This window comes from uncultured Microbacterium sp., from assembly GCF_963528945.1.
Lineage (GTDB): Bacteria > Actinomycetota > Actinomycetes > Actinomycetales > Microbacteriaceae > Microbacterium.
The window spans coordinates 427,901-454,207 of sequence record NZ_CAURWX010000002.1; the positions used below are offsets into that span (position 1 = coordinate 427,901).

At 70.2% G+C, this 26,307-nt stretch carries 27 protein-coding genes; 16 read left to right on the forward strand and 11 right to left on the reverse strand.

Annotated elements, in window-relative coordinates; translation table 11 throughout:
* Positions 1–116: 116 nt before the first annotated feature.
* From purM to RWS82_RS09200, 3 genes are read left to right on the forward strand one after another with little or no spacing between them, the layout of a single operon-like run.
* Positions 117–1,232: a phosphoribosylformylglycinamidine cyclo-ligase gene (gene purM / locus RWS82_RS09190; RefSeq protein WP_314649153.1), complete on the forward strand. Its 1,116-nt coding sequence runs from the start codon at positions 117–119 to the stop codon at positions 1,230–1,232.
* A 6-nt stretch (positions 1,233–1,238) separates the two neighbouring features.
* Complete coding sequence (gene purF, locus RWS82_RS09195) at positions 1,239–2,711, forward strand: amidophosphoribosyltransferase (protein ID WP_314649156.1); 1,473 nt, start codon at positions 1,239–1,241, stop codon at positions 2,709–2,711.
* Between the two features lie 49 nt (positions 2,712–2,760).
* Positions 2,761–4,077, forward strand: a complete 1,317-nt coding sequence (locus RWS82_RS09200; protein WP_314649158.1) for an MFS transporter — start codon at positions 2,761–2,763, stop codon at positions 4,075–4,077.
* A 133-nt stretch (positions 4,078–4,210) separates the two neighbouring features.
* Here RWS82_RS09200 and RWS82_RS09205 read toward each other — a convergent pair whose 3' ends face one another.
* Positions 4,211–4,399, reverse strand: a complete 189-nt coding sequence (locus RWS82_RS09205) for a DUF3073 domain-containing protein (RefSeq protein WP_314649160.1) — start codon at positions 4,397–4,399, stop codon at positions 4,211–4,213.
* A 147-nt stretch (positions 4,400–4,546) separates the two neighbouring features.
* On the opposite strand from RWS82_RS09205, the gene RWS82_RS09210 reads away from it, so the two are divergent.
* The gene (locus tag RWS82_RS09210) at positions 4,547–5,098 is read left to right on the forward strand and encodes a universal stress protein (protein ID WP_314649163.1); all 552 of its coding nucleotides are present in this window, start codon (positions 4,547–4,549) and stop codon (positions 5,096–5,098) included.
* 98 nt (positions 5,099–5,196) lie between these two features.
* On the opposite strand, the gene RWS82_RS09215 is transcribed toward RWS82_RS09210, so the two are convergent.
* The 5 genes from RWS82_RS09215 to RWS82_RS09235 all read right to left on the reverse strand — a co-directional run bounded on the left by RWS82_RS09215 (position 5,197) and on the right by RWS82_RS09235 (position 8,145).
* Entirely contained in the window at positions 5,197–5,541 is a 345-nt protein-coding gene (locus RWS82_RS09215; protein WP_314649166.1) for a type II toxin-antitoxin system PemK/MazF family toxin, read from the reverse strand.
* Positions 5,538–5,771 (reverse strand): hypothetical protein, encoded by a 234-nt coding sequence (locus RWS82_RS09220; RefSeq protein ID WP_314649168.1) that lies wholly within the window; start codon positions 5,769–5,771, stop codon positions 5,538–5,540. Before RWS82_RS09220 ends, RWS82_RS09215 begins: the two co-directional genes overlap by 4 nt.
* A gap of 113 nt (positions 5,772–5,884) precedes the next feature.
* Entirely contained in the window at positions 5,885–6,535 is a 651-nt protein-coding gene (locus RWS82_RS09225; RefSeq protein ID WP_314649171.1) for a hypothetical protein, read from the reverse strand.
* Positions 6,536–6,679: 144 nt separating this feature from the next.
* A complete protein-coding gene (locus tag RWS82_RS09230) occupies positions 6,680–7,306 on the reverse strand; it encodes a PadR family transcriptional regulator (RefSeq protein WP_314649173.1) in 627 nt (208 codons plus the stop codon).
* Entirely contained in the window at positions 7,303–8,145 is an 843-nt protein-coding gene (locus RWS82_RS09235) for a DUF4097 family beta strand repeat-containing protein (protein WP_314649176.1), read from the reverse strand. The genes RWS82_RS09230 and RWS82_RS09235 overlap by 4 nt, the downstream gene beginning before the upstream one ends.
* A 174-nt stretch (positions 8,146–8,319) precedes the next feature.
* Between RWS82_RS09235 and RWS82_RS09240 the strand changes: the two genes are divergently transcribed.
* From RWS82_RS09240 to RWS82_RS09250, 3 genes are all read left to right on the forward strand, one after another.
* Entirely contained in the window at positions 8,320–9,123 is an 804-nt protein-coding gene (locus RWS82_RS09240) for a MerR family transcriptional regulator (protein ID WP_314649179.1), read from the forward strand.
* Between the two features lie 231 nt (positions 9,124–9,354).
* Complete coding sequence (locus RWS82_RS09245) at positions 9,355–9,732, forward strand: hypothetical protein (RefSeq protein ID WP_314649181.1); 378 nt, start codon at positions 9,355–9,357, stop codon at positions 9,730–9,732.
* Between the two features lie 4 nt (positions 9,733–9,736).
* Complete coding sequence (locus RWS82_RS09250) at positions 9,737–10,546, forward strand: nitroreductase family protein (protein ID WP_314649183.1); 810 nt, start codon at positions 9,737–9,739, stop codon at positions 10,544–10,546.
* A gap of 135 nt (positions 10,547–10,681) precedes the next feature.
* Here the strand turns inward: RWS82_RS09250 and RWS82_RS09255 are convergent, their stop codons facing one another.
* The gene (locus tag RWS82_RS09255) at positions 10,682–12,211 is read right to left on the reverse strand and encodes an FAD-dependent oxidoreductase (protein WP_314649185.1); all 1,530 of its coding nucleotides are present in this window, start codon (positions 12,209–12,211) and stop codon (positions 10,682–10,684) included.
* 86 nt (positions 12,212–12,297) lie between these two features.
* On the opposite strand from RWS82_RS09255, the gene RWS82_RS09260 reads away from it, so the two are divergent.
* The 4 genes from RWS82_RS09260 (at position 12,298) to RWS82_RS09275 (ending at position 16,917) form a co-directional block, all read left to right on the forward strand.
* On the forward strand, positions 12,298–12,675 hold the full coding sequence (locus tag RWS82_RS09260) for a CrcB family protein (protein WP_314649187.1): 378 nt from the start codon (positions 12,298–12,300) through the stop codon (positions 12,673–12,675).
* On the forward strand, positions 12,672–13,034 hold the full coding sequence (locus tag RWS82_RS09265) for a CrcB family protein (protein WP_314649189.1): 363 nt from the start codon (positions 12,672–12,674) through the stop codon (positions 13,032–13,034). Before RWS82_RS09260 ends, RWS82_RS09265 begins: the two co-directional genes overlap by 4 nt.
* Before the next feature lie 73 nt (positions 13,035–13,107).
* Entirely contained in the window at positions 13,108–13,686 is a 579-nt protein-coding gene (locus tag RWS82_RS09270) for a TetR family transcriptional regulator (protein WP_314649192.1), read from the forward strand.
* Positions 13,687–13,695: 9 nt separating this feature from the next.
* Entirely contained in the window at positions 13,696–16,917 is a 3,222-nt protein-coding gene (locus RWS82_RS09275; protein ID WP_314649195.1) for an efflux RND transporter permease subunit, read from the forward strand.
* A gap of 124 nt (positions 16,918–17,041) precedes the next feature.
* Here RWS82_RS09275 and RWS82_RS09280 read toward each other — a convergent pair whose 3' ends face one another.
* Positions 17,042–17,941 (reverse strand): aldose 1-epimerase family protein, encoded by a 900-nt coding sequence (locus RWS82_RS09280; RefSeq protein WP_314649197.1) that lies wholly within the window; start codon positions 17,939–17,941, stop codon positions 17,042–17,044.
* Positions 17,942–18,192: 251 nt separating this feature from the next.
* On the opposite strand from RWS82_RS09280, the gene RWS82_RS09285 reads away from it, so the two are divergent.
* The gene (locus RWS82_RS09285) at positions 18,193–20,463 is read left to right on the forward strand and encodes a DEAD/DEAH box helicase (RefSeq protein WP_314649199.1); all 2,271 of its coding nucleotides are present in this window, start codon (positions 18,193–18,195) and stop codon (positions 20,461–20,463) included.
* A gap of 216 nt (positions 20,464–20,679) precedes the next feature.
* On the opposite strand, the gene RWS82_RS09290 is transcribed toward RWS82_RS09285, so the two are convergent.
* Positions 20,680–21,219, reverse strand: coding sequence for a YaeQ family protein (locus tag RWS82_RS09290; RefSeq protein ID WP_314649201.1), 540 nt, complete (start codon positions 21,217–21,219; stop codon positions 20,680–20,682).
* 112 nt (positions 21,220–21,331) lie between these two features.
* Positions 21,332–22,498 (reverse strand): Rv2578c family radical SAM protein, encoded by a 1,167-nt coding sequence (locus RWS82_RS09295; RefSeq protein WP_314649203.1) that lies wholly within the window; start codon positions 22,496–22,498, stop codon positions 21,332–21,334.
* Positions 22,499–22,617: 119 nt separating this feature from the next.
* On the opposite strand from RWS82_RS09295, the gene RWS82_RS09300 reads away from it, so the two are divergent.
* The 4 genes from RWS82_RS09300 to RWS82_RS09315 all read left to right on the forward strand — a co-directional run bounded on the left by RWS82_RS09300 (position 22,618) and on the right by RWS82_RS09315 (position 25,494).
* Positions 22,618–23,547: a M15 family metallopeptidase gene (locus RWS82_RS09300; RefSeq protein WP_314649205.1), complete on the forward strand. Its 930-nt coding sequence runs from the start codon at positions 22,618–22,620 to the stop codon at positions 23,545–23,547.
* A gap of 139 nt (positions 23,548–23,686) precedes the next feature.
* Entirely contained in the window at positions 23,687–24,850 is a 1,164-nt protein-coding gene (locus RWS82_RS09305) for an acyl-CoA dehydrogenase family protein (RefSeq protein WP_314649206.1), read from the forward strand.
* Positions 24,851–24,904: 54 nt separating this feature from the next.
* Positions 24,905–25,126 carry an antitoxin gene (locus RWS82_RS09310; RefSeq protein ID WP_314649209.1) on the forward strand — a complete coding sequence of 74 codons (222 nt, stop codon included), beginning with the start codon at positions 24,905–24,907 and terminating at the stop codon, positions 25,124–25,126.
* Complete coding sequence (locus RWS82_RS09315) at positions 25,123–25,494, forward strand: type II toxin-antitoxin system PemK/MazF family toxin (protein ID WP_314649213.1); 372 nt, start codon at positions 25,123–25,125, stop codon at positions 25,492–25,494. Before RWS82_RS09310 ends, RWS82_RS09315 begins: the two co-directional genes overlap by 4 nt.
* Before the next feature lie 10 nt (positions 25,495–25,504).
* Here the strand turns inward: RWS82_RS09315 and RWS82_RS09320 are convergent, their stop codons facing one another.
* A complete protein-coding gene (locus RWS82_RS09320) occupies positions 25,505–26,290 on the reverse strand; it encodes an energy-coupling factor transporter transmembrane component T (RefSeq protein ID WP_314649520.1) in 786 nt (261 codons plus the stop codon).
* Positions 26,291–26,307: the final 17 nt, after the last annotated feature.

Here is a 26,307-nt window from a genome sequence, read left to right on the forward strand (position 1 = left end):
CAGCTCCCGTCGCACTTTCTGTCGGCATCCGACCCCCCGGGCCGACAGGAAGTGCGACGGGAGCGGATGCGTTCGGGCGGCGTCTCGACGCGTCCGACGGGCGGTAGGCTGATGGCGTGGCTGCCTCCCCCACCGATCCCTATTCCGCTGCCGGCGTCGACACCGCTGCGGGTGACCTCGCCGTCGAACTGATGAAGTCGTCCGTCAAGGCGACGCACGGCCCCGAGGTCCTCGGAGGCGTCGGCGGTTTCGCCGGCCTCTTCGACGCCGCGGCGCTGCGCGACTACCGACGCCCGCTGCTCGCGACGAGCACCGACGGCGTCGGCACCAAGGTCGCGATCGCCCAGGCGATCGACAAGCACGACACGATCGGGCAGGACCTGGTCGGCATGGTCGTCGACGACATCGTCGTGGTGGGCGCGAAGCCGCTCTTCATGACCGACTACATCGCGTGCGGCAAGGTGGTGCCCCAGCGCATCGCCGACATCGTCCGCGGAATCGCCGAGGCGTGCGCCGCGACCGGCACCGCCCTCGTGGGCGGCGAGACCGCCGAGCACCCCGGACTGCTGGGTCCGCGCGACTACGACGTCGCCGGTGCGGCGACCGGCGTGGTCGAGGCCGACGCGATCCTCGGGGCCGAGCGGGTGGCCGACGGTGACGCCGTCATCGCGATCGCGTCGAGCGGTCTGCACTCGAACGGCTTCTCGCTCGTGCGCCACATCGTGACCGGCGCCGGCATCTCCTACGGCGACAACGCCGCAGACCTCGGCACCACGTGGGGCGAGGCGCTCCTCGAGCCGACCCGCCTGTACACCCTTCCGCTGCTGCGCCTGATCGACGCGATCCCCGGCGCCGTGCACGCCCTGAGCCACGTCACCGGGGGCGGCATCGCTGCGAACCTCGCCCGCGTGCTGCCGCAGGGCAGCTGGGCCGAGGTCGACCGCAGCACCTGGTCGCCGAGCCCGGTCTTCCGCGTGCTCAGCGACATCGCCGGCTCGACGCTCGAATCGGCCGAGGGCACCTGGAACCTCGGCATCGGGTTCCTCGCCGTCGTGTCGGAGACGGCGAAGGATGCCGCGCTCGCCGCGCTGACGGCCGAAGGCATGCCCGCGTGGCAGGTCGGCACGGTGCACGTGGGCGGTCGCCCGGCAGGAGAATTCGAACAGGGCGCCAAGGGCGTCGACGGCGGAGCGGTGCGCCTCGTGGGCGCCTACGCGGACGGAGCGAAGTAACCCCCTATGTGCGGCATCGTCGGAATGGTCGGGACGGCCCCGGTCAATCAAGACATCTACGACGCTCTCCTCCTGCTGCAGCACCGCGGGCAGGACGCCACGGGCATCGCGACGGCAGAGGCGAACGGCGTGATGCACAACGCCAAGGCCCAGGGCATGGTGCGCGAGGCGTTCCGCACCCGCGACATGCGCGCGCTGCTCGGCAACGTCGGGCTCGGTCACGTGCGCTACGCCACCAAGGGCACCGCGTCGAGCGAGGAGGAGATGCAGCCGTTCTACGTGAACGCGCCATACGGCATCATCCTCATCCACAACGGCAACCTCACCAACACGCGTGAGCTGACCGCCGACATGGCGAAGCGCGACCGTCGTCACCTCAACTCCTCCAGCGACACCGAGCTCTTGCTCAACGTGCTCGCCGGCGAGCTGCAGAACACCACCTCGACGGTCGACCTCGACCCCGATCGCGTGTTCGAGGCGGTCGCCCGCACGCACGAGCGCATCGAGGGCGCCTACGCCGTGATCGCCGTCATCGCGGGGTACGGGCTGCTCGCGTTCCGCGACCCGTTCGGCATCCGCCCCCTCATCCTCGGCCGTCGTCCGTCGACCGTCGCCGGGTCGGAGGGCAAGGACGAATGGGTCGTCGCGAGCGAGTCGCTCGTGCTCGAGAACGGCGACTACGAGGTCGTGCGCGAGGTCGAGCCCGGCGAAGCCGTGTTCATCACCACCGAGGGCGAGCTGCACACCCAGCAGTGCGCCGCCGAGGTGCAGCTCTCGCCGTGCGCCTTCGAGTACGTCTACCTCGCGCGCCCCGACTCGGTCATGAACGGCATCTCGGTCTACGAGTCGCGCCTGCGCATGGGTGAGCGCCTCGCCGCCACCATCGCGAAGCACGTGCCGATGGACAAGATCGACGTCGTCATGCCGATCCCCGACTCCGCCCGCCCCGCGGCGATGGAGGTCGCCCGCAAGCTCGGCATCGAGTACCGCGAGGGCTTCTACAAGAACCGCTACGTGGGCCGCACCTTCATCATGCCGGGGCAGGCGGTGCGCAAGAAGAGCGTGCGCCAGAAGCTCAACGCGATGTCGACCGAGTTCCAGGGCAAGAACGTGCTGCTCATCGACGACTCGATCGTGCGCGGCACGACCTCGAAGCAGATCATCCAGATGGCACGCGATGCCGGGGCCACCTCGGTGACGTTCGCCTCGGCGGCCCCGCCGGTGCGGCACCCGCACGTGTACGGCATCAACATGCCGTCGCGTCAGGAGCTCATCGCCCACGGCCGCACGATCCCGCAGATCGCCGAGGAGCTCGGCTGCGACCACCTGGTCTACCAGGAGGTCGACGACCTCAAGGCCGCGATCACCGATGGCTCCTCCATCGACGACCTCGACATGAGCTGCTTCGACGGGCGCTACGTCACCGGCACCGTCTCCGACGAGTACCTCGCCTGGGTCGAGGGCTCGCAGACCTCCTGATGGGGGTTCCTCTGCGCGTCGACCCGCAGCGCTCGTCGTGGGGCCGGCGATGAACGCGCCCCGTCCGTTGTGGCAGGGGAGGGCGCTCGCGCTCCTCGGGATCGTCCTCGTGGCGTTCTCGCTGCGCTCGGCGGTCGCCTCCCTCTCGCCGGTCATCGATCACATCGCGCGGGACTTCGCCGTGTCGTCGGTCGTCGTCGGGCTCATCGGCGCCGCGCCTCCGGTGTGCTTCGCGGTGTTCGGACTCGTGACCCCGCTCGTCGAGCGGCGTCTCGGCCTCGAGCGGGTCGCCGTCATCGCACTCGCCCTGGTCTCGCTGGGTCTGCTGCTGCGAGGCTTCGCGGGGGACTCGACCGCGCTGCTGGCCGCGACCGTCGTCGTCTTCGCCGGGGTCGGCGCCGGGAACGTGCTGCTCCCGCCGCTCGTGAAGAAGTACTTCCCCGACCGTCTCGGCGTCATGATGACGCTCTACTCGACGATGATGGCGGTGTCGACGTTCGTGCCCCCGCTCGTGGCCGTGCCGATCGCCGACTCGCTCGGCTGGCGGGTCTCGTTGGGGGTGTGGGGCGTGTTCGCGGTGCTCGCGCTGCTGCCCTGGATCGCGCTGCTCGTCGCCGAACGCGGCCGAGGAGCGGCATCCGCTCCCGCCTCCGGGGGGACCGCGCCGGCCGACGATCCCACAGACGGGGTCCACGACCTGACGGATGCCGTCGCCGCCGCGACCGGTCCGATCGCGGTCGCGTCGCCCAGCCCGAAGGTGTTCGGCCGACTGTGGCGGCTGCCGCTCGCCTGGGCTCTCGCGCTCGTCTTCGGCACGTCGTCGACCATGGCCTACGTGGCGTTCGCCTGGCTGCCGAGCGTGCTCGTCGACACGGCCGGCGTGAGCCCGGCGACCGCCGGTTTCCTGCTCTCGCTGTTCGCCCTCGCCGGGCTGCCCTGCGGGCTGCTCGTGCCCATCCTCGTGGTGCGATTCCAGGCGACGCGTCCGTTGTTCCTGTTCTCGATCGTCTGCGGTCTCCTCGGCCTCGGGGGACTGCTGGTCGTGCCGACTGTCGCGCCCGCACTCTGGGCGATCGTCTACGGCTTCTCGGCCGCACTGTTCCCGCTGAGCCTCGTGCTGCTGAGCATCCGCGCGCGCACGCCCGAGAGCGCCGTCGCGCTGAGCGGGTTCGTGCAGAGCATCGGTTACGCGATCGCCGCCGTGTTCCCGCTCCTCGTCGGGCTGCTGCACGACACGACGGGCGGGTGGCAGGTGCCGCTCATCGTCGTCATGGGCGTGCTCGTCGTGTCGATCCCCGCCGGACTCGTCGCGGGGCGCCGACGCACCATCGAAGACGAATGGGAGGCGCGGCACGGCCACTGGTGATCCCCGGTGGGTGCTGGTGTCGCGGGCAGGTGCCGGCACCCGGGTGGGTGATGCGCATCCCCGGCAGGTGCTGCGCGGAGACGACGAAACCCCCGCGGGTTGCGCGGGGGAGAAGTCGATCAGGAGGAGGCGGTCAGGCCTTCTCTAGTTCGTCCTCGTCTTCGTCGGCGTAGTCATCCGCCCACTTGTCGACGTACTCGTCTTCGGAGTCGCCCGACGTCGCGAGCTCGCGTTCCAGCGCCGAATAGTTCACCGACGGACTGTACGCCTTGAGTTCGCGGGCGATCTTTGTGTGCTTCGCCTTTTGACGGCCACGGCCCATGCGCGAGACCCCCTCACGAGTCAGCTACGGGCAAACGATGGCCCGAGTCATTCACGACACCGGCTCGCGGCCGGTAAGAGTAGCATTCAGAATAGCACGCGGGTAAGACCCTCTGGCCGCCGCCAGACCGGTGAAGGGAGCGATCTCATGTCCGACAGCACCTCCACTCCGTCCGATGAAGCCGCACAGAACGCGGCGCTGCAGAAAGCAGTGATCGTCGGCGTGCAGCCCTCGCAGGATCGTCGCGTCGTCGACGAGGCCGTGCGCTACGCGCGATTGCTCGGCTCGCCGCTCGTCGTGGCGCACGTCGACGTGACGCGATTCGTCACCTACGAGGACCCAGACGGCTACGTGCACTCGGCGCCCATCGACATCAACTTCGACGCGGGCATCGCCGAGTTCGAGGCGGTCCAGCAGGCGGTGGCGCCCATCCTCGACGCCTCGGGCCTCACCTGGACCGCGCGGCAGCTGGTCGGCGACCCGGCGCTCGCGATCAAGCAGCTGGCGCACAAGCTCGACGCCCAGCTCATCGTGGTCGGCACCCGCAAGCGGGGGTTGGGCGAGAGCATCCGGGAGTTCTTCACCGGCTCGGTCGCGGCGCGCCTCGCCCACCGGCAGCACCGGTCGATCCTCGTCGTCCCGCTCGGCGACCTGGTGCCCGACTCGCAGAAGGAGATCTGGCCCGAATCGGCCGAGTGACCCGCGCCCCTTTTCGACCACTCCCGTCGCAAAATCTGTCGGCTGCGAGGCCGCGGGGCGACAGATATTGCGACGGGAGCAATCGATGGACGGATCGTTCAGAGGTCGAGGAAGTCGCCGAGCCAGGTGCGCACGCGCGACAGGCAGCCCGGGTTAACGGTGCCCGCGACACCGGTGAGGCGGTCGCGCGTCAGAGTGCGCGGCTGCTCGGTCATGATCCAGGAGTCTCGATCGAGACCGCTGGGCCCTTCGACGCGGATGTGGTTCGGCCACCCGCGATCGGTCGTCGTGATGGGCAACACGATGGCGAGGGTCGTGACCGCGTCGAGATAGCCGGCTGAGGCGACGATGAGGACGGGGCGGTGGCCACCCTGCTCCCGGCCGCGGACGGGCTCCAGCGAGGCCCAGGCGATGGTGCCCGGAGCGAGGTCGGGCGTACTCACGACCGGGGGGCGAGCTCGGTGCGCTCCCACGCCGAGGCCTCATCCGCGTGACCCTTGCGCACCGACGAAGGCGTCGCGGCAATCACGGCGCGGAGGTGTGCGAGTCGCCGACGACGGTCTTCGGCGTCGGCGAGGTGGGTCAGATGCGCCCCGAGCGTGAGGCCGTCTCGGGATGCTTGCTCCTTGAGCCGATCCCGGAGCTCATCGCTCACCTTGATCGTCGTGGTCATACTAGAAGTATACCGTCGCGCGCCCCCTTCTCGCCGGTGCTCCCGTCGCAAAATCTGTCGCCCCGCGGGCTCGCAGCCGACAGATATTGCGACGGGAACAGGCGGCGGAGGGGTCAGAGGTCGGAGAAGTCGTTTGCGCCGCTCAGGATGGCGGTGACGACGTCGTCGGTGATCGTCAACGAGACGTACTCCACACCGACCTGACCGGTGACGAGCGAGGTCGTGCCGGGCACCTCGCGCATTCCGACCTTGAGGTAGTCGGCGACGCCGTCGCCGTCCTCGTCCCATTCGTCTTCGGCCCCGGCCGCCATCGCCTCAGTCCTGGTCGATCCGATGCCCACGCCCTCGACGGCGATGAACGAGGCCGTGGCCTGGTTCGCGGTCGCGCGCAGGTCGATGCGCGACTCCCGAGCCGTGGCGCGAAGACCCTCCCAGTCGTAGGCCGGGTACGACCCGCCATACGGTGCATCGACCGTCGTCTCGGTGGGCGCGCCCAGTGCGTCGGTGAGCGCCTGCACCACGGCATCGGCGTCGTCGTACGGGGCGACTGCGCCGCCGTCGACCGAGACGCCGTCGACGGAGATCTCGATTGTGTGGTTCGCGGGCGTCGGGCTCGGCGAGGGCGACGAAGCGGGAGCGGAAGCCGACGGCGTCGAGGGGGCCGAGCTCGAAGCGGCGTCGGGGGATCCCGGGGTGGAGCATCCGGCGAGGAGCAGGGCGAAGCCCGTGAGAGACGCGAGCGCGAAGCGCGAGGAGCGGTGCATGGCTCGACCGTATCGCCCCCGGGGTGCCGCCCGATGTCCAGGTCCTGAATCGTTATTCAAGACCGCCGCTCCCGTCGCAAAAAGTGTCGGCCGCCGGGGTGGCAGCCGACACTTTTTGCGACGGGAGCAGTGAGAGGAGAGGGGTCAGGGCTGGGGGCGGGAGAGAGCCGCGGTCACGGCGCGGGCGGCGGCGTCGAGCGCGTTCTCGAGATCCGTCACGACCGCGGCGGGGAGTGCCCCGCCCTTCGCGACATGCGTGCGGAGATCGGTGCGGATGCGGGCGCGGAACGCGTTCACGACGGCATCCGCCCGGTGCAGTTCCTCGCGACTCGTCGAGCGTGTGTCGTCGGATGCTCCGCGCGGCCGGCTCTGCGCCGCCGTGCGCTCGTCGTGCGCTGCGCTGGCGAGGTCGGCACGCAGGCTCTTCATGGCCTCCTGCACGCTCTGTCGCACCTCGTTCGCGATCAGCCGCACCGAGTCGGCGAGTCCCGACTCGATGCCGGCGAGGTCGCTCTCGCGTGCGGCGAGCTCGGCACGTCCGGCGTCGGTGATCGCGTAGATCGTGGTGCGGCCGTCGACGGTCTTGGTGACGAGACCCTCTTCCTCGAGCTTGCCGAGGCGCGGGTAGATGGTTCCGGCGCTCGGCGTGTAGGTGCCGCCCGTGCGGTCGGTGAGCGCCTGGATGATGCCGTACCCGTGCTGCGGGGACTCGGCCAGCAGCGACAGCAGATACAGCCGCAGGTCTCCGTGGGAGAAGACGGCGGGACTCATGCGTCCTCCCATTCGGGGTCGTCGGCGGTCGAGGTGGGGGTGCGTCGCAGCACCGTCACTCCGCCGGAGACGGAGTTCACGCGGAGGTCGACGAAGCGACCGGCCAACTCGCCGGTGGTGCCGGTGTAGTTGCTGGGTCCGGAGGTGTTGCGCTCGACGCCGTCGATGAGCAGACGGCCGCTGAGCGAACGGATGACGTAGTTCGCGGCGAGCGACTCGTCGAGGCGGACGGTGGTGCCGCCCGAGACCGAGTTGACGGTGATCGTGTTGACGTCTCCCGCCGCGTCGACCGTGGTGGTGCCCGAGACGATGTCGACGGTGGCCTTGCGGACGACTCCGGTGACCGCCACGTCGCCCGAGACGCTGTTGGCGTTGATCGAGCCGTTCAGACCGCGCACCTGCACGTCGCCCGAGACGGTGTTGACGGTGAGGTCGCCGAGGAGGGTGTCGACGATGAGGTCGCCCGAGACGGTGCTGAGACGCGCATCGTTGCGGATGCCCGAGACCAGGGCGCCGGCGCTGACCACCCCCAGGTTGAGGGCGATGCCGCGGGGAACGGCGACGCTCACCTCGGCGCGCGGGCCGCCCGAACCGAAGTTGCGGAAGACCTCAAGGAAGTTGTCCCATCCGAGCTGCGGGTGGTCGATCTCGATCTCACCGCCGTGCGATTCGATGCGGAGGTCTTTGACGGTCACGCCGTGCACCTCGATGCGGATGCCCGGCTCGTCGTGGGCGATGACGTCGACCTGCCCGCCGACGAGCCCGATCTTCAGGCGGGACGCGGACTCGATGTCGATGACGCGTTCCTCGCCGGGGGCGATGAGCCACTTCTCGGTCATGTCTTGTTCTCCTCGTTCGGACGATCGAGATATATCGTGTCCGCACACCGTAACACGATATATCTCGATGCTGTCAAGGGTGCCGGCGAAACTCGTTCGCGCATCGCTTGACCTTGACGCGACGTCAACTTCTACGGTGGAAACATCACCCGGAGGGCGAGGAGAGGAGAGAGCATGCTCGCACGCGACTGGTCGATCCAGGAGATCGCGCGGCTCGCCGGCACCACGAGCCGCACCCTGCGGCACTACGACGACATCGGCCTGCTTCCCCCGACGCGGATCGCCGCCAACGGCTACCGGCACTACGACGCTCGCGCGCTGGTCCGGTTGCAGCGCATCCTGCTGCTGCGGGAGCTCGGGCTCGGGCTCCCGCAGATCGCCGACCTGCTCGCGGGATCGAGCGGTGACGGCGCAGACGACCGCGAGCGCGAAGCATCCGCGCTCGCCACCCACCTGACTCTGCTCCGCGACGAGCAGAGCAGACTCGCCCGACGCATCTCGTCGGTCGAATCCACCATCGCCGCCCTGAGAGGAGGTGAAGAACTCATGGCAGAGAACATGTTCGACGGCTTCGACCACACCGTGCACCAGCACGAGGTCGAACAGCGCTGGGGTGCGAAGGCCTACGCCGACGGCGACCGCTGGTGGCGGGGGATGACGGATGCCGAGCGCGCCGAGTGGCAGCGCACGGCCTCCGACCTCGCCCGCGACTGGGCCGCCGTCGCCGACGAGGGCATCGACCCCGCATCCGACGCCGCCCAGGAGCTCGCCGGCCGCCACGTCGCGTGGCTGCGGAGCATCCCGGGCACGCCGGCCTCGGCACCGAACGGCGACGTGCAGGCGTACGTCATCGGTCTCGGCGAGATGTACGTCGCCGACCCGCGCCTCGGCGCGAACTACGCGACATCGCGCGGCGGTACCGAAGGCGCGGAGTTCGTACGAGACGCGCTGCGCGTGTACGCCGACGCGTACCTGTGAGTGCCGAGCCGGCAACGGACCCGTTACCCCGGGGCCGTTGCCGGCTGCTTCGCGTTCGTCGCCGGATGCGCGGACCGGCCGACCCTCACCGTCCGAACCCCGTGGCACCCGGCTCGGACGCACCGGCGGATGCCGTGCCCGTTGGTGCCCGTACCCGCTGGCCCGTACCCGCTGACGCGGCCACCGGCAAGGGGCCGACCCGCCGCGCGACCGCGGGCGTAGAGTCGGGACATGAGGTGGAGGGCACGACGTCGCACGAACGCGGCGCCGCTGTTCCTCGCCGCGACCATCGCGTACGGCGCCAACGTCGCACTCGGCAGTGCGGTCGCCGCCCGAGTCATCGACACCCGCGACTTCCGCTGGCTGCACCACGCCCTCTACATCGCGACGTGCGCCACCACCGCATCCGCGCTCGCCGCGGGGTTCCTCGGGGCCCACCCTCGACGAGCCAGCCGACGCGCAGCCCTGGTGCTGCTGCCCGCCGCCGCCCCGCTCGCGGCCATCCCGTACCTCGGCTCCCGCAGCATCCGGCATCCGCTCGTCGCCCTCACCGCCGCCCCCTTCATCGTCGCGGGCCTCGTGCGCGCGAACCGTCCCGACCGGAAGTGACCGCATGGAACTGCTCGACGCCATCCGCCGCCGCAAGACGACCAACGGCGGGTTCCTTCCCGACGCGGTCTCGGAGGAGCATCAGCGCATCCTGCTCGAAGCCGCCGGCCGTGCGCCCTCGCAGCTGAACAGCCAGCCGTGGCGTTTCGTCGTGATCGAGAACCGCGACACGATCGAGCAGATCTCGCGCATCTCGGGCGAGAGCATGACCGAGGCGATGTCGAACGGCACGTTCTTCGAGCGTTACAAGCCGTACTTCCGGTTCAGTCAGGCCGAGATGGACGAGAAGCGCAGCGGCATGCTGTTCGACAAGCTTCCCGCCGCGCTGCGGCCGTTCACGAGTCAGGTGTTCACCAAGCGCGGGCAGAAGCTGATGAACACGTTCGGTGTGCCCAAGACCCTCGGCGACGAGAACCGCAAGCTGGTCGCCGGCTCTCCGCTGCTGCTGGGCGTGATGCTCGACCGCAGCGAGTACCGCCCGGGGCAGCTCTCGTCGTTCTACTCGGTGTTCAGCATGGGGGCCGCGATGGAGAACATCTGGCTCACGACGGTCGAGCTGGGTATGGGCATCCAGTTCATCTCGTTCCCCATGGAGGTGCCGGGCAAGTGGGACGAGATCGTCGACCTGCTGCGCGTGCCCGACGACCTCGAGCTCATGGCCGTCTACCGCCTCGGCTACCTACCGCCCGAGCAGCGCCGGCCGGCCATCGACTGGTCGAGCAGCCAGCGCAAGCTGGTGTCGCAGTACGTGTTCCGCGAGGACTGCGAGAACCCGCAGCAGGGGTGGGATGCTCCGCCCCCGCACGCCGATTGACGCGGGCCCCCTCCGCCCGCCCCCGTGAGGGGTCGAGACACGCCGCGAGTCGCGGAGGAGATACGGCGTGTCTTGACCCCTCGCGCGGGGTGGGCGCGCGCGGGGTGGGTGCGCGCGGGGAGCGCGGAGCGCGGGTCAGCGGGAGCGCTCGCGGGGGAGCGGCTTCAGGTCGCTGAGCGCCGGGCCCTCGATGCGCGTGCCGTCGGGGGCGAACCGGGAGGCGTGCAGCGGGCAGTCCCAGCTGCACTCGGCGTCGTTCCAGGTCAGCACACCGCCGAGGTGCGGGCACACCGCGTCGACCGCGCGCGTCACGCCGCCCACCGTCGAGACGCCGACCGGCAGGCCGGCGCGGTTCGCGACGACGCCCTCGCCCTCGGCCGGGCGCGGCACGGGCACCGCGGTGCGCTCGGCCTCGACCCAGCCCTTGGCCGCCGCTGCTCCGACCTTCAGCCCCTCCTGCGCGCCCTGGGCGAGATCGGCGGGCTGCGTCAGGCGGGTTCCAATGCGCGTCATCCACCGCGGCCGCTCGCTCCACTTCTCGCCGAGGATCTCGGACGTCAGCCGCAGGGCGGCGGCGGGGGCGTTCGACAACCCCCACTTCGCGTAGCCCGTGGCGACGCGGATGCGTCCGAGCCCACGGGGCAGCGACCCGACGAACGGGATCTGGTTGTGCGACTGATAGTCCTGCGCCGACCAGCGGTGGGTCTCGACGGCGCCGGGGAAGTGCTCCTGCGTCCACGCCACGAGGTCGTCGATCGCCGCGGTCTCGCCGTCGGAGCGGCCGACGGGATGCCCGTTGCCGCCGACGATCAGCTGGGCCACGTCGGCCGGCCCGTCGCCGACCGAGACCGGACGGATCGAGCGCGTCGGACCGTCGACCGACAGGAACGTCTCGGTCGGGACCTCGCCGGGCACGCGGAACGAGACGCAGTACGACCGCATGCCGCTGGTCTTCGAGAAGTAGAGGCCGCGGTCGAGGATGGCGCTGCCGGTCGCGAGCACGATGTGCTCGGCGAACACGGGACCGTGGGCCGTGCGCACGTGCGGGTCGCCCAGCACGCGCGCACCGGTCACGCGGATGCCCGTGTGCAGGGTGCCGCCCCCGGCGAGGAACTCCGCGGCGAGTGCCTGCGTGATCAGCTCCGGGTCGATCGTCACCTGGTGGTCGAGTGCGACGGCGGCGCTCATCGGAACGGGCATCCGTCGGCGCTCGTCGAGGTCGAGCAGTCGCGTCGACAGTCCCGCCTCGCGTGCCGCCCGGTGCTGCGCGTTCACCGACTCGATGCCGTCGGGGCCCTGGGCGTACGAGTGATCGGTACGCAGGAGATAGGGCACGCTCGCTCCGTCGGCGAACGCGGTGAGCCAGTCCATGCCGGCGCGGTTCGAGTCGACGTAGGCCTGCACGAGCGACGCGGGGTGGTGGCGGCGGATCTCGGCGAGACGCTGGCCCTGCAGCAGGGACAGCTTGCCGGTGTTGCCGCCCGAGGCGAGCTGGGCGATCTCGCCGGCCTCGAGCACCACCACGTCGAGGCCTGCCCGGGTGAGCATGACCGCGGTCGAGAGCCCGGTGAGTCCGGCGCCGACGACCACCACGTCGTGACGGGAGCCGGGTTCGAAGGCCGTGCCGGTCGGAGCGGGAGGGGCGGTCTTCCACAGCGGCTTCATGCTGCTCAGTCAACGCCCGTCGGCGCCCGCGCCCCAGCGCCTTGACATCGGCGCGGCACCCTGGCAGGCGAGGGTAGCGTGGTGCCATGACCCTCCGCCGCCTGCTGCTCGTGATGGCGGGCGGAACGATCGGCACGGCGGCGCGACTGGGGCTCGGCCTCGTGCTGCCGGACCGCGGATTCCCGTGGGCGATCTTCGCGGCGAACGTCGTCGGTGCGCTGCTGATCGGGATCGTGGCCGCCCGGTTTCCGTCCACCGCCGACGTGCGCCTGTTCCTGGCGACCGGCGTGCTGGGCGGCTTCACCACCTACAGCGCGTTCATGACGGGCACGCTCGAGCTCTGGACGGAGGCCCCACCCGTCGCCTTCGCCTATGCGGCGGCGTCGCTCGTGCTCGGTCTCGCGGCGGCGGTGCTCGGACTGCGGATCGGGCGACCGCATCGGGCGACGGGGACCGGGGCATGACCCCGCTGCTGTTCGTGGGGGCCGCGCTCGCCGGAGGTGTCGGCAGCGTTGTGCGCTACGTGGTGGACCGCAGAGTGGGGCGGATGCTCGAGCGTCGGTATCCGTGGGGCATCCTCGTCATCAACCTCACCGGGTCGTTCGCGCTCGGCATCGTCACCGCGGCGCTGCCCTCCCAGCTCACCCTGCTGGGTGCCGGTCTGCTGGGCGGCTACACGACGTTCAGCACGGCGATGCTCGATGCCGTGGCTCTGTGGCGCGACGGTGCCCGCCGGGCATCCGCCTTCCATGCCGTCGGCATGCTGGTGCTGGGACTCGGGGCCGCCGGAGCCGGGCTCGCGCTGGGGACGCTGGCGCGGTGAGCGCCGGCGCTCTCAGGCTCCTCCCATCGGGGGAATGTACAAATGTACATGTACGGATGTCCCGGGAGGATCGATGACCGAGAAGCGCCGCCGCCGCGACCCCGAGGCGCGCCGCCGCGAGATCACACGCGCGGCAGCCGAGTTGATCGTCGAGGCCGGCGTGGAGGCGCTCACCCACCGCAAGGTGGCCGCACGCGCCGGGGTGCCGCTCGGATCGACGACGCAGTACTTCGCCACGCTCGACGACCTGCGCGACGAGGCGCTGCGCGAACTCGTGCGTGAGATCGAGGAGCACGTCGAGAAGACGCGCGCCGCCGTCGAGGCCGCCGGTGCCACGCCCGAGGCGATCGCGCGCCTGCTGCACGCGAGCCTCGCCGATGCGCGCGCCATCGAGACCGAGCGCGCCGTCGTCACCGCCGCCGTGCACGACCCGCGGGTGCGCGACCTGGCCCGCCGCTGGTCCGACGAGGTCGTCGGCTTCCTCACCCCCGTGCACGGCGAAGCCCGCGCCCGAGCCGCCGCCGTCTTCATCGACGGCCTCGTCTGGCACGCCCAGATCCACGACGAACCCCTCGACGAGCAGGTCATCCGCGACGCGCTCACCGGGATCCTCGCCCCCGTCCCCGCTGCATCCGTCCCCTCCGCACCCTGAGGAACAGCCTTGTCGAAACTCGCCGTCCTGAGCCTGAAGAACCGCGCGCTCATCGCTCTCATCACGATCGTCGCCGCGGTGTTCGGCGGACTCGCGCTGACCAACCTCAAGCAGGAGCTCATCCCGTCGCTCGAGCTCCCCGCGCTCGTCGTCATGACCACCTACCCCGGTGCCTCGCCCGAGGTCGTCGAGAACGACGTGTCGACCCCGATCGAGTCGGCGATCCAGGGCGTGCCCGACCTCGACGCCACCACTGCCACGAGCACGACGAACGCGTCGATCGTGCAGGCGTCGTTCGCGTACGGTACGAACCTCGCCACCGCTGAGCAGAAGATCCAGCAGGCGATCAACCGCATCTCGTCGACGCTCCCGGCCGACGTCACCCCGCAGGTGCTCGCCATCTCGATCAACGATCTGCCGGTCATCCAGGTCGCCGTCTCGGGCTTCGACGACGCCGACAACGCGCAGGCCGAGCTCGAGAACGTCGCCATCCCCGAACTCGAAGACGTCGACGGGGTGAACGCGGCCGAGATCGTCGGCGGGGTCGGTCAGCGCGTCACCATCACGCCCGACGTCGCGAAGCTCGCCGCGGCAGGGGAGAGCACGCAGGCGATCAGCGACGCACTGGAGCAGAACGGCACGCTCTTCCCGGGCGGTGACATCACCGAAGACGGACGCACCCTCACGGTGCAGACCGGCGCGAAGATCACCTCGGTCGACGAGATCGCCGCACTGCCGCTCGTCGGCACCGACGTGACGATCGGCGAGGTCGCGACCGTCGTGCAGGAGTCCGACCCGGTCAGCTCGCTCTCGCGCGTCGACGGAAAGGATGCCCTGTCGATCTCGATCACCAAGCTGCCCGCCGCCAACACCGTCGAGGTGTCGAACGGCGTGATCGCCGCCCTCGACACGATCGGCGACGCCTTCCCCGACGCCACGTTCACCGTCATCTTCGACCAGGCGCCGTTCATCGTGCAGTCGATCGAGACGCTCGCGACTGAGGGCCTGCTCGGCCTCGTCATGGCCGTGCTGGTCATCCTCGTCTTCTTGCTGTCGGTGCGCTCGACCCTGGTCACGGCGATCTCGATCCCCACCTCGGTACTCATCACCTTCATCGGGCTGCAGGCCTTCGGGTACTCCCTCAACATCCTCACGCTCGGTGCGCTCACGATCGCCATCGGTCGCGTCGTCGACGACTCGATCGTGGTGATCGAGAACATCAAGAGGCACTACGTCGGCGATGCCGACAAGGGCGACGCCATCCGCCTCGCGGTGCGCGAGGTGGCGATGGCCGTCACGGCATCGACCATCACCACCGTCGCCGTGTTCCTGCCGATCGTCTTCGTCGGCGACATGGTGGGAGAGCTGTTCCGGCCCTTCGCGATGACGGTGTCGATCGCGATGATCGCCTCGCTGCTCGTGTCGCTCACGATCGTGCCGGTGCTCGCGTACTGGTTCCTCAAGCCCGGCAAGCCGCTGCTCGACGCCGACGGCTGGGCCATCGACCCCGAGTCGCCCGAAGCGCCGCCCACGCGCCTGCAGAAGGCGTATCGTCCGGTGCTCGGCTGGACGTTGAAGCACTCCGGGGTCACCGTCATCCTCGCGGTGGTGGTGCTGGGAGCGACGCTCGCGGCCTACCCGCTGATGAAGCAGAACTTCCTCGGAGACTCCGGTCAGAACACCATGACCGTCTCGCAGGACCTCGGGCCCACCGCCAGCCTCGAGACCAAGTCGGAGGCCGCGCTCCAGGTCGAGGACGCACTCGACGGCATCGACGGCATCGAGCACGTGCAGGCCTCGATCGGGTCGAGCGGATCTGCCGTGCGCGACGCCTTCTCGGGCGGCGGGGCAGGGGTGACGTACTCGATCCTCACTGACGAGAACGCCGACCAGGAGAAGCTCCGCGCCGAGGTGCAGGACGCGGTCGACGGCCTCGACGACGCCGGCGAGATCACGGTCGGATCGTCGGCGGGCTTCGGATCGAGCGACATCGAGATCACGGTCGCCGCCTCGAACGCCGACGACCTCTCCACCGCGACGGATGCCGTGGTCGCCGAGCTCGACGGTCGTGAGGGCATCGGTCAGGTCACCGACAACCTCGCCGCCTCGTTGCCGTACATCGCCGTGGTGGTCGATCGCGACGCGGCCGCCGCCCGCGGACTCTCCGAGGTCGCCGTCGGAGCGCTCGTGTCGAACACCATGCGCCCGCAGGAGCTCGGCACCGTCGAGATCGACGACACCTCGCTCACCGTCTACATGGCGACGTCCGAACCGCCGGCGACGCTCGACGCGCTCCGCGCCCTCACGATCCCCAGCGCCCGCGGGCCCGTCGCGCTGAGCGACATCGCGACCGTCGAGGAGCGCAACGGCCCCACGTCGATCACCACCGAGCGCGGACAGCGCACCTCGACGGTCACGGTGCCGCCCGCATCCGACGACCTGACCGTCGCCACCGTGTCGGTCGCCGCCGCCCTCGACGCGGTCGACCTTCCCGCCGGCGCGACCGCCGAGGTGGGCGGCGTCGCCTCGCAGCAGGCCGATTCGTTCTCGCAGCTGGGCCTGGCGATGCTCGCCGCGATCCTCATCGTGTACGTGGTCATGGTCGCGACCTTCAAGTCGCTGCGTCAGCCGCTGCTGCTGCTCGTGTCGGTGCCGTTCGCGGCGACTGGGGCGATCCTGCTGCAGATCGTCACAGGGGTGCCGCTCGGCGTCGCCTCGCTCATCGGCGTGCTGATGCTCATCGGCATCGTCGTGACGAACGCGATCGTGCTCGTCGACCTCGTCAACCAGTACCGCGAGAAGGGACTGTCGACGGCCGAGGCGGTGATGGCCGGTGGCGAGAAGCGTCTGCGCCCCATCCTCATGACGGCGCTCGCGACGATCCTCGCCCTCACACCGATGGCGCTGGGCATCACCGGCCACGGCGGATTCATTTCGCAGCCGCTCGCCATCGTCGTGATCGGCGGACTGGTCTCGTCGACGGTGCTGACGCTCATCGTGCTGCCGACGCTGTACAACCTCGTCGAGGGCGCCAGGGAGCGACGGCAGGCCCGGAAGTCCGGCGGCGCGGGTGACGCCGAGGCGCCGAGCGACGCCGACGACCCCCGGGGACCGGGCGCGACGGACGGGGCCGCGGAGTCGGTCGGAGTGACGGCACCCGGTGGTGCGGCCGCCGATGCCGAGGAGCACCACCTGACTCGGCGCGAGCTGCGCGACCGCGGGGTGCTCTAGGTCGACTGGACCGGTGGCTTGCGAGCCGGCCCGGACAACAACTCAGGACGAGAGGCCCCGGAGACGTCGAATCCGACGCTTCGGGGCCTCTCGACGTCCGGCGGTCCTGAGGTGGTGCGGCGGCTCAGTCGAGCGTGATGCCCCAATGCAGGATCCACGTCTCGTCCGGGGCGAGTCGGCGTAGCCCGTCGCCACTGTTGAAGGCGTTGGCGGGAGCCGTCATCGGCTCGATCGCGACCGCCAGATCGAGACCGGGGAACTTGGTCGTGGTCGTGAACACCTGCGCGTAGTCGAAGCCGGGGCCCTGCCAGACCGTGACGCGCCGCCCGTCGGGCGCGGTCAGAGACACCCGCACCCGGCCGTCGTCATCGCGATCGAGATCGGTGAACGCGGTGTCGAGTTCGACGTCGCCCAGGCGCACCCCGGAGCGGAAGGCGGGGTCGGCGGGTTCGCTGCCGGTCGGGATCTTGCGGTCGTCGGCGACGAGCGTGGTCGTCGCGGGAACGCGCAGCACCAGATCGTGCGGGTCGACGCCGCCGATCGTCGGGAACGGGTGGATGCCCAGCGCCACGGGTGCTGGGGTGGCCGACAGGTTCGTCAGCGCATGCGTCACCTCGATGCCCTGGTCGGTGAGCATGTAGGTGACGGATGTCTCGACGAGATAGGGATACCCGGTCTGCGGCACGATGTGGGCGCGCAGGATGGCGGCGTCGTCGGTCTGCTCGACGTCGTACGCGGTGAAGCGCAGGAGGCCGTGGCTGGCGTTGCTGAGCTTCGGCTCGGTGATCGCGAGCTGGCGTTCGGTGCCCTCGTCGATCCACAGGCCGTCGCGGATGCGATTGGGCCACGGCGCGAGCACGACGCCCGCGCACACCGGGGTGGGCTGGTCGAGCGGATAGGTCGAGATGAGATCGACCCCACCGACCGTGAGTTCGCGCAGGGAGGCGCCGACCTGGGCGATCTGCGCGGTGACGTCGCCGCGACGCAGCGCGACCTGGATGCCGGTGGGGGTCGGGAGGCTCATCCCGCCATCGTAGGGCGATGGAGGTGTTTCTCAGGGGCGGCCGGTAGGCTATTGCGGTCGGCTTCGGACACCCGCGCAGGGCGCGGACGTTTTATGTGTGTGAAGTGTGAGTCCAGGGGCCGATGGTGAGCACCCATCGGTGCGCATGAACCATCACATGAATGGCCCCGGCCCTCGAGCGTCCGGCACCCGTCTTCCCGGGTGCCTCCGCATGCGCCGTGCTGTTCTCGTGCGAGAACGAAAGACACACCATGCCCAAGAACAAGAAGCCCCAGGGCGGCCGCGCCGCCCGCAACTTCGAGCCGCGCTTCGGCGCCAAGAAGACCTCTTTCCACGACCGCCACCACGGTGCCGGTCCGCGCGACGAGCGCGCCGGTCGCGACGAGCGCGGTGCGCGATCGGATGCCGCAGACCGGCGTTCCTCGGCCGGCGGCTACGACCGTCGCCCGGGCAGCCGCAGCCCGAACCACCGCGGCTACCGCCCCGAGGAGGCCGAGTCCGGCGCTCCGAAGCAGCGGTGGGGTGCGCCGCAGCGCGCCGGCCGCGACGAGGCGCGCGGCATCCGCAACCGCGCCGAGTCGGGTCGCCGGGACGCGCCGCACCACCGCGACGAGCGTCCTCGTTTCGACGGCGGTTCCGACCGCGGTCGGTTCTCGGAGCGCCCCTCGGGTGCACGCCGGTTCGATGACGGTCCCCGTCGTGACGAGCGCGGCGGCGAGCGTCCGCGTTTCGAGCGTGACGGTGAGCGTCCGCGTTTCGAGCGTGACGACCGTCCGCGTCGCGACGAGCGCGGCGGCGACCGTCCGCGCTTCGACCGCGGCGGCGACCGTCCGCGCTTCGACCGAGGTGGCGAGCGTCCGCGTTTCGAGCGTGACGACCGTCCCCGTCGCGACGAGCGTCCGCGCTTCGACCGCGACGACCGTCCGCGTCGCGACGACCGTGGCGGTGAGCGTCCCCGGTTCGACCGTGGGGGCGAGCGTCCGCGCTTCGAGCGTGACGACCGTCCCCGTCGTGACGACCGCGGCGCCGACCGCGGCCGCTCGAGCGACCGCGCCGAGCGCCCCGAGCGCTCCTACGACGCCGACCGTGCGCGCCGTGCGTTCGGTCGCGACCGCGAGCAGCGCTCGTACGACGCGCCGGGCGAGCGCAGCCGCCCCTCGACGGGCGGCGCGTACCGCACCGAGCGTCCTCGCCGTGCCGACCAGCCCCGTCGCGACGAGCGACCCAACCGCAGCGACTGGAACGCCCAGCCAAAGGCCGCCTTCGAGCCGACCGATGACGTCGTGCACGAGCGCCTCGAAGCGAAGTCGGTCGCCGCGGTCGAGGTCGACGGTGTGACCTTCGCCGACCTCGGCCTCGGATCGAACATCGTCGAGACCCTGGCGAACATGGGCGCGGCGACGCCGTTCCCGATCCAGGCGGCGAGCATCCCCGCCGTGCTCGAGGGGCGCGATGTGCTCGCCCGCGGGCGCACCGGCTCGGGCAAGACCATCGCCTTCGGTGCGCCGCTCGTCGAGCGTGTGCTGCAGTCGCAGGCCGGCAAGCGTCGCGAGTTCGGTCGGTCGCCGCGCGCGATCATCCTCGCTCCGACCCGCGAGCTCGCTCTGCAGATCGATCGCACCATCCAGCCGATCGCGCGCAGCGTGGGTCTGTTCACCACCCAGATCTACGGCGGTGTGCCCCAGGGGCGTCAGGTCGGAGCTCTCAAGAAGGGCGTCGACATCGTCATCGGCACCCCGGGGCGCGTCGAGGACCTGGTCAACCAGGGCAAGCTCGACCTCTCGGACTGCCGCATCGCCGTGCTCGACGAGGCCGACCACATGTGCGAGCTCGGGTTCGTCGAGCCGGTGCAGCGCATCCTGCGCCACACCGCCGACGGCAGCCAGAAGCTGCTCTTCTCGGCGACGCTCGACCGTGAGGTCGCGGCGCTCGTCGATGAGTTCCTCGTCGACCCGGCCGTCTACGAGGTGGCCGGTGAGGACCAGGAGTCGAGCACGATCGAGCACCGCGTGCTCGTGATCGAGCACCGCGACAAGGCCGAGATCCTCACGTCGCTCGTCGACCGCGAGGGCAAGACGCTCGTCTTCGCCCGCACCCGTGCGTACGCCGAGATGCTGGCCGAGCAGTTCGACGACGCCGGCATCCCCGCCGTGTCGCTGCACGGCGATCTCAACCAGGCCAAGCGCACGCGCAACCTGGAGCGCCTCACCTCGGGTCGGGTCAACGTGCTGGTCGCGACGGATGTCGCCGCCCGCGGCATCCACGTCGACGACATCGACCTGGTCGTGCAGGCCGACGCTCCCGACGAGTACAAGACGTACCTGCACCGTTCGGGCCGCACCGGTCGTGCCGGTCGCTCCGGCCGCGTCGTCACGCTGATCACGCGTCAGCGTCAGCGTCGTATGACCGAGCTGCTCGACCGGGCCGAGATCGACGCACCTTTCGAGAACGCGCGTCTCGACGATGACCTGATCGAGGAGATCGCCGGTCGCGTTCCGACCGCCGCCGACCTCACGAACTGAGCGTCGACCGCGCGCACTCCGTGCCGCGGGCGGTGAAGGGTCAAGAAAGGCCGGGTCGGATGCCTCCGACCCGGCCTTTCTTGACCCCGCTTCGCCTGAGCCGGCGCACACCTTCGGAGTTCTGAGGCGACGCGCCGGAGTGCAGGGCAGTCGGCGCGGCGTGTCGCGCGCGATCTCCGAAGTTGTGCGAGCGGGTGCGGGGTGCGGGTGAGGGGGTCAGGCGATCGAGTGCTCGTGGATCGAGCTCGTGAGGCTGGTGCCGTTGAGGTCGAGGTAGAGCACCCGCTCGGTGACGGTGAGCGTCAAGGTGTTGCGGCGCTCGAGGTGAGGAACGGCCTGTTCGATGAAGCCGGGGTCGAAGCTGAACACGCGCAGGTGCTCGGCGCGGTGGATGCGCTTGCCGGTCCACGGCAGCATGACCTTCTCGGCGTCTCGATGCGTATAGACGACGCATCGCTCGGCCAGACGGCTGCCGTAGTGCAGGCGCTCCGCGTCGGGCGCACCGACCTCGATCCAGGCCGTGATCGCACCGGTGAGGTCGCGCACCAGCACGGCCGGCTCATCGGTCTTCGAGATGCCCTCGCTGAACGCGATGCCCTCGACGTACTCGAGACCGTAGGCGAGCACCCGCGTGAGCATGTAGGCGTCGGTCTCGGACGGATGCCGTGCGACGCGCAGCGCGTAGTCCTCGTAGACGCCCCGGTCGGTATCTGCGAGCTGCACGTCGAACGTGTGGATGGTGGAGCCGATCGCCATAGTCCTCGAGCCTACGCGGCGGGATGCACTGCGCCCGACGCCCCGGGCAGCCCGGCACGCGGTGTCCTCCGCGGCGCGTGCCGCTCGTCGTGGCTGCGCCCGACGCCGCGACTCAGAACAGGCGCGGCTGCGCGGGCGGGGTCGACCGTGTCGGCAGGAACGAGACCGTCGCCGCGCGTCCGGGAGTCAGGCGCCGCGTCGTGCGCACCGGGCCGGGGCCGGGGTCGGATTCCCGCGCCCCGCCCTGGTCGTCGTTCTGCCGCCAGATGGACTGCACGTGCCCTTCCCCGGCGCGCGATCCGCGGCGGGGGTAGTCGTCTTCATGCCGACCGTCGAGCCCGTGCAGTCGGATCAGCGGCTTCGCGCGTCGCGCCAGCCACTGCCGGTAGGGCTTCGGGGCCTCGACGGAGGCACCGGGGTAGAGCCCGCGGTACGACGACACCAGGTCGGGGCGGTGCTCGCCGAGCCACTGGAAGAACCACGGCTTCACGCCCGGGCGCAGGTGGAGGGCGCCGTAGATGACCGAGCGCGCTCCGACCGCCTTGATGCGAGCGAGTGCATGATCGATCGCCTCGACCGAGTCGGTCATGTGGGGGAGGATCGGCATGAGGAACACGGTGACCGGGAACCCCGCCTCCGACAGAGCCTTCACCGTGTCGAGCCGCGCCTGCGTGGTCGGGGTGCCCGGCTCGATCGCCTTCTGCAGGTCGTCGTCGTACATCGCGATCGACATCTGCACGTCGACCGGCACACGCTTCGCCGCCTCGACGAGCAGGGGGATGTCGCGCCGGATCAGCGTGCCCTTCGTGAGGATCGAGATCGGTGTGCCCGAGGCCGCGAGCGCCTCGATGATGCCGGGCATGAGCTTGTATCGCCCCTCGGCCCGCTGATACGGGTCGGTGTTCGTGCCCAACGCGACGGTCTCGTGCTGCCAGTTGCCGCGGCGCAGTTCGCGTTCGAGCACCTCGACGACGTTCACCTTGACCACGATCTGCGAGTCGAAATCCGACCCTCCGTCGAGATCGAGATACTCGTGCGTGCCGCGCGCGAAGCAGTACACGCACGCGTGGGAACAGCCGCGGTACGGATTGATCGTCCAGGCGAAAGGCATCCGCGACGCCCCCGGCACATGATTGAGAGCCGACTTCGACAGCACCTCGTGGAACGTCATCCCGGCGAACTCCGGCGTCGTGACCGATCGCAGAACGCTCGACCGGTTCTCGAGTCCGGGCAGAGCCGCGGCATCCGTGTCTTCGAGCTTCTGACCCTGCCAACGCATGCTTCATTCGAACATAGGAACGGTTCGTCCGCAAGCCGATATCGAAGAAATCTACGACGGGCGCCCGCCCTGTGGACGGTTCCCCGCACGCACCCGACGATCGGGGCACAATGGAAGGCATGCCCGAAACGCCGCACGCTCAGCATGCGGCACCGCGCTCCCCGATCCATGGTCCCGCCCTGCCGGTCGGCGTCGCGGTGACCGCCGTGGGTGTTCTGCTGTCTCTCGCATCCGCCCCCGTGGCGGCTCCGGTCGAGTCGTCGCCATTGCCCGAGCCGGTGGCGGTGATGCAGGTGCCGACGGTCGACGTCGGGCAGACGATGGCCGTCGACCCGTGTGCAGAGAAGGCCGTGCAGGATGCTCTCGCCGCCGGAGACGACGCGTCCGTGATCGCCGGCTTCGGCGGGGGCGCCGCGTTCCGCTCGGCCGTCGTCGCCGGCAATGCCCCCTGCATCTCGCTCAGCGATCCGGCACGCCTCTGGGTCGTGGTGAACAAGGTCCGGCCGCTCGATCCGGCCGACTTCGCTCCGAGCGGATTGATCGGGGTACCTCTGCAGACCACCACGCCCTCGGGCCAGGTGCGCTCAGACGTGGCGGCAGCGGTCGGCCAGATGGCGGATGCCGCCGACGATCAGGTCGGACGGATCGGGGCGAACAACGGGTACCGGTCGTACGGCCTGCAGGTCACCACCTACGCCTCCCACGTGCACGATCAGGGGCAGGCGGAGGCCGATGCGGGTTCTGCCCGCCCAGGGCACTCCGAGCACCAGACCGGCCTGGCCGTCGATGTCGTCGCCTGCGGGTCGGCGTGCGGTGGGTTGGACGGTTTCGGCGGCACGCCTCAGAGCGACTGGGTGGCGGCGAATGCGTGGCAGTACGGGTTCATCGTGCGGTACGAAGACGGCGGGTCGCCGATCACCGGCTATGCGCCCGAGCCCTGGCATCTGCGGTACGTCGGCGTCGATCTCGCGACGGCCTATCACGAGGGCGGATACCACACCCTCGAGGAGTTCTTCGGACTCCCGCCCGCACCCGACTACACCCCCTGATCGGGGCCGTTGCGGCATTCCACAAGCGCGGTACCCAGTGTCACTCACCCTGGGATGCATTCCCACAATCGACTGTCTCGGCAGCGCCCTCGCGCATAGACTCCCCAGGAGCAACGACGCCGAGATTCAGGAGGACGCGATGGAACGCGACATCTACGACGAGGATCACGAGGCCTTCCGCGAGCTGGTCAGGGACTTCGCGAAGCGCCACGTGAGCCACGAGGCCATCGAGCGATGGGACGCCGCGGGGGAGGTCGATCGCGCGACCATGCTCGCCGCCGGGGAGGCCGGGATCATCGGCCTCTCGGTGCCCGAGGAGTTCGGTGGAGCGGGGATGCTGCAGGACTACCGCTTCCGCGCGGTCGTGAACGAGGAGATCATCGCCGCCGGAGCCGGCTCGCTCGCCGGGGCCTTCGGCATCCAGGACGACCTGGCCGTGCCCTACCTCGTGCACATGGGCACGGCGGAGCAGAAGCAGAAGTGGCTGCCGCGCATGGCCACCGGCGAGGTGATCGGGGCGCTCGCGATGACCGAGCCCGGCGCCGGCAGCGACCTGCGCGGCATCAAGACGACCGCCCGGAAGGTCGACGGCGGGTACATCGTCAACGGCGCGAAGACGTTCATCTCGTCGGGCGCGACGGCCGACCTGGTCGTGACGTTCGTGAAGACCGGCGAGGGCAACCGACCGGATGCCTTCAGCCTCGTGCTGCTCGAGAACGGCATGGAGGGCTTCGACCACGGCAAGAAGCTGCACAAGATGGGCTTCCAGGGTCATGACACCGCGGAGCTCTCGTTCAGTGACGTGTTCGTGCCCGACGAGAACCTCATCGGCGGGGTGGAGGGCAAGGGCTTCGTGCAGCTCATGATGAACCTGCCGCTCGAGCGCCTCTCGATCGGCGTCGCGGGTGCCGCCGCCGCGCAGGCCGCCCTCGACTGGACCATCGCGTACACGAAGGACCGCGAGGCGTTCGGGGAGCGCATCATCGACTTCCAGAACAGCCGCTTCGCCATCGCCGACATGGCCACCACGGTCGACGCGCTGTGGGCGTACATCGACCGGGCCCTGCTCGCCTACTCGCAGGGCAAGCTGTCGGCCGAGGAGGCAGCGAAGGTCAAGTTCTGGGCCACCGAGCGCGAGTGGGAGGTGCTCGACGCCGGCGTGCAGCTGCACGGTGGGTACGGGTACATCACCGAGTATCCGATCGCGCGGGCCTTCCTCGACGCGCGCGTGCACCGCATCTACGGCGGCACCAACGAGATCATGCGCGAGATCGTCGGCCGCCAGATCGCCGGCAAGCGCTGACGAGCGGACGCTACCCGGGTAGCAACATCTTTGCTACCCGGGTAGCATCGCGTCATGACCAGCAGCAAGGTGAGTCTCAGCCTGAGTGCGAGCGACCTCGCTTTCCTCGACGGCGAGGTGGCGACGAACCGGTACCCCACGCGATCCGCGGCGGTTCAGAATGCCGTGGCGCTCCTGCGCGAGAGCCGTCTCGCCGACGCCTACGCCCAAGCCTTCGCTGACGGCTACGACGACCAGTGGGACGCGGCGGCCGGCGACGGGCTCGCGACAGCGTGAACGGAGCATCCGTTCCCCTGCTCCGGCGCGGCCAGATTGTCACGGTCTCCCTCGATCCGGCGGTGGGCGCCGAGGCGGCGAAGACGCGTCCGGCGGTCATCGTCAGCAACAACACCGCCAACACCGCTGCCCTGCGCCACGACCGAGCGACGGTGACGGTCGTGCCCGTCACCTCGAACGTGGCGCGCGTGCTGCCGTTCCAGGTGCTGCTGCCCGCGGCGGTCACGGGGCTCGACGTGGACTCGAAAGCGCAGGCCGAGCAGGTTCGCACGATCGCGGTCGCGCGGATCGTGCGACCGGTCGGATGGGTGCCGTCCGAGCTGATGGGCGAACTCGACGAGTCGCTGCGCCTGCATCTCGCGCTGTGAACAGTCGCCGTCAGGCGGCGGGATGCCAGGGCGACGCGACCACGAAGATCGCCGCGGTCGCGCCGAGCGAGAGCGCGAGGAAGACCACGTCGCGCCGCCGGAACGGCACGAGGTGCCGCTCGGTACGGGTCGGATGCGCGCCGAAGGCGCGGGAGTCCATCGCCAGAGCCACGCGCTCGGCATGCCGGATGGCGCCGGCGAGCAGGGGCACGATGTAGCCCCAGCCACGGGCGATGCGGGAGAACGGTCCACGGCCGCCGTGGTGGCCACGCACCCGGTGCGCGGCGCGGATGACCGACAGCTCGTACCCGAAGCGCGGCACGAAGCGGAACGCGGCGAGGGCCGTGTAACCGATGCGGTACGGCACATGCAGCTGCTGGATGCTCGCGCGCACGAGGTCGGGTCCGCTGGTGGTGAGTCCGCCGACGAGGGCGAGAGCCACGATGGCGCCGAGTCGGAGCGCGGTCGCGAGGCCGAGCATCAGGGCGCCGCTGTAGAGCGTCCACTCGCCGATGCTCAGCACGGGCGGGGTGCCGTTGACCTGCGCGGTGTCGACCCACAGTGCGAAGCTGAGCCCGATCACGGCCATGCCGAGGGGCAGTGCAACCAGGATCAGCAGAAGCCGCCAGGTGATCCGTGCGCCGACGAGGAGCAGCACGACGGCGAGAGCGAGGAAGGCAGCGGGCGTCACCAGGTCGCGCACGAATACGAGCAGCACCATGGCGGGCACGAACGCCGCGACCTTCGCGAGCGGGTTGAGGGCGTAGAGGAACTGGTGCGCGGACGTCGCCGTCATCCGCGCGTACGGGTCGA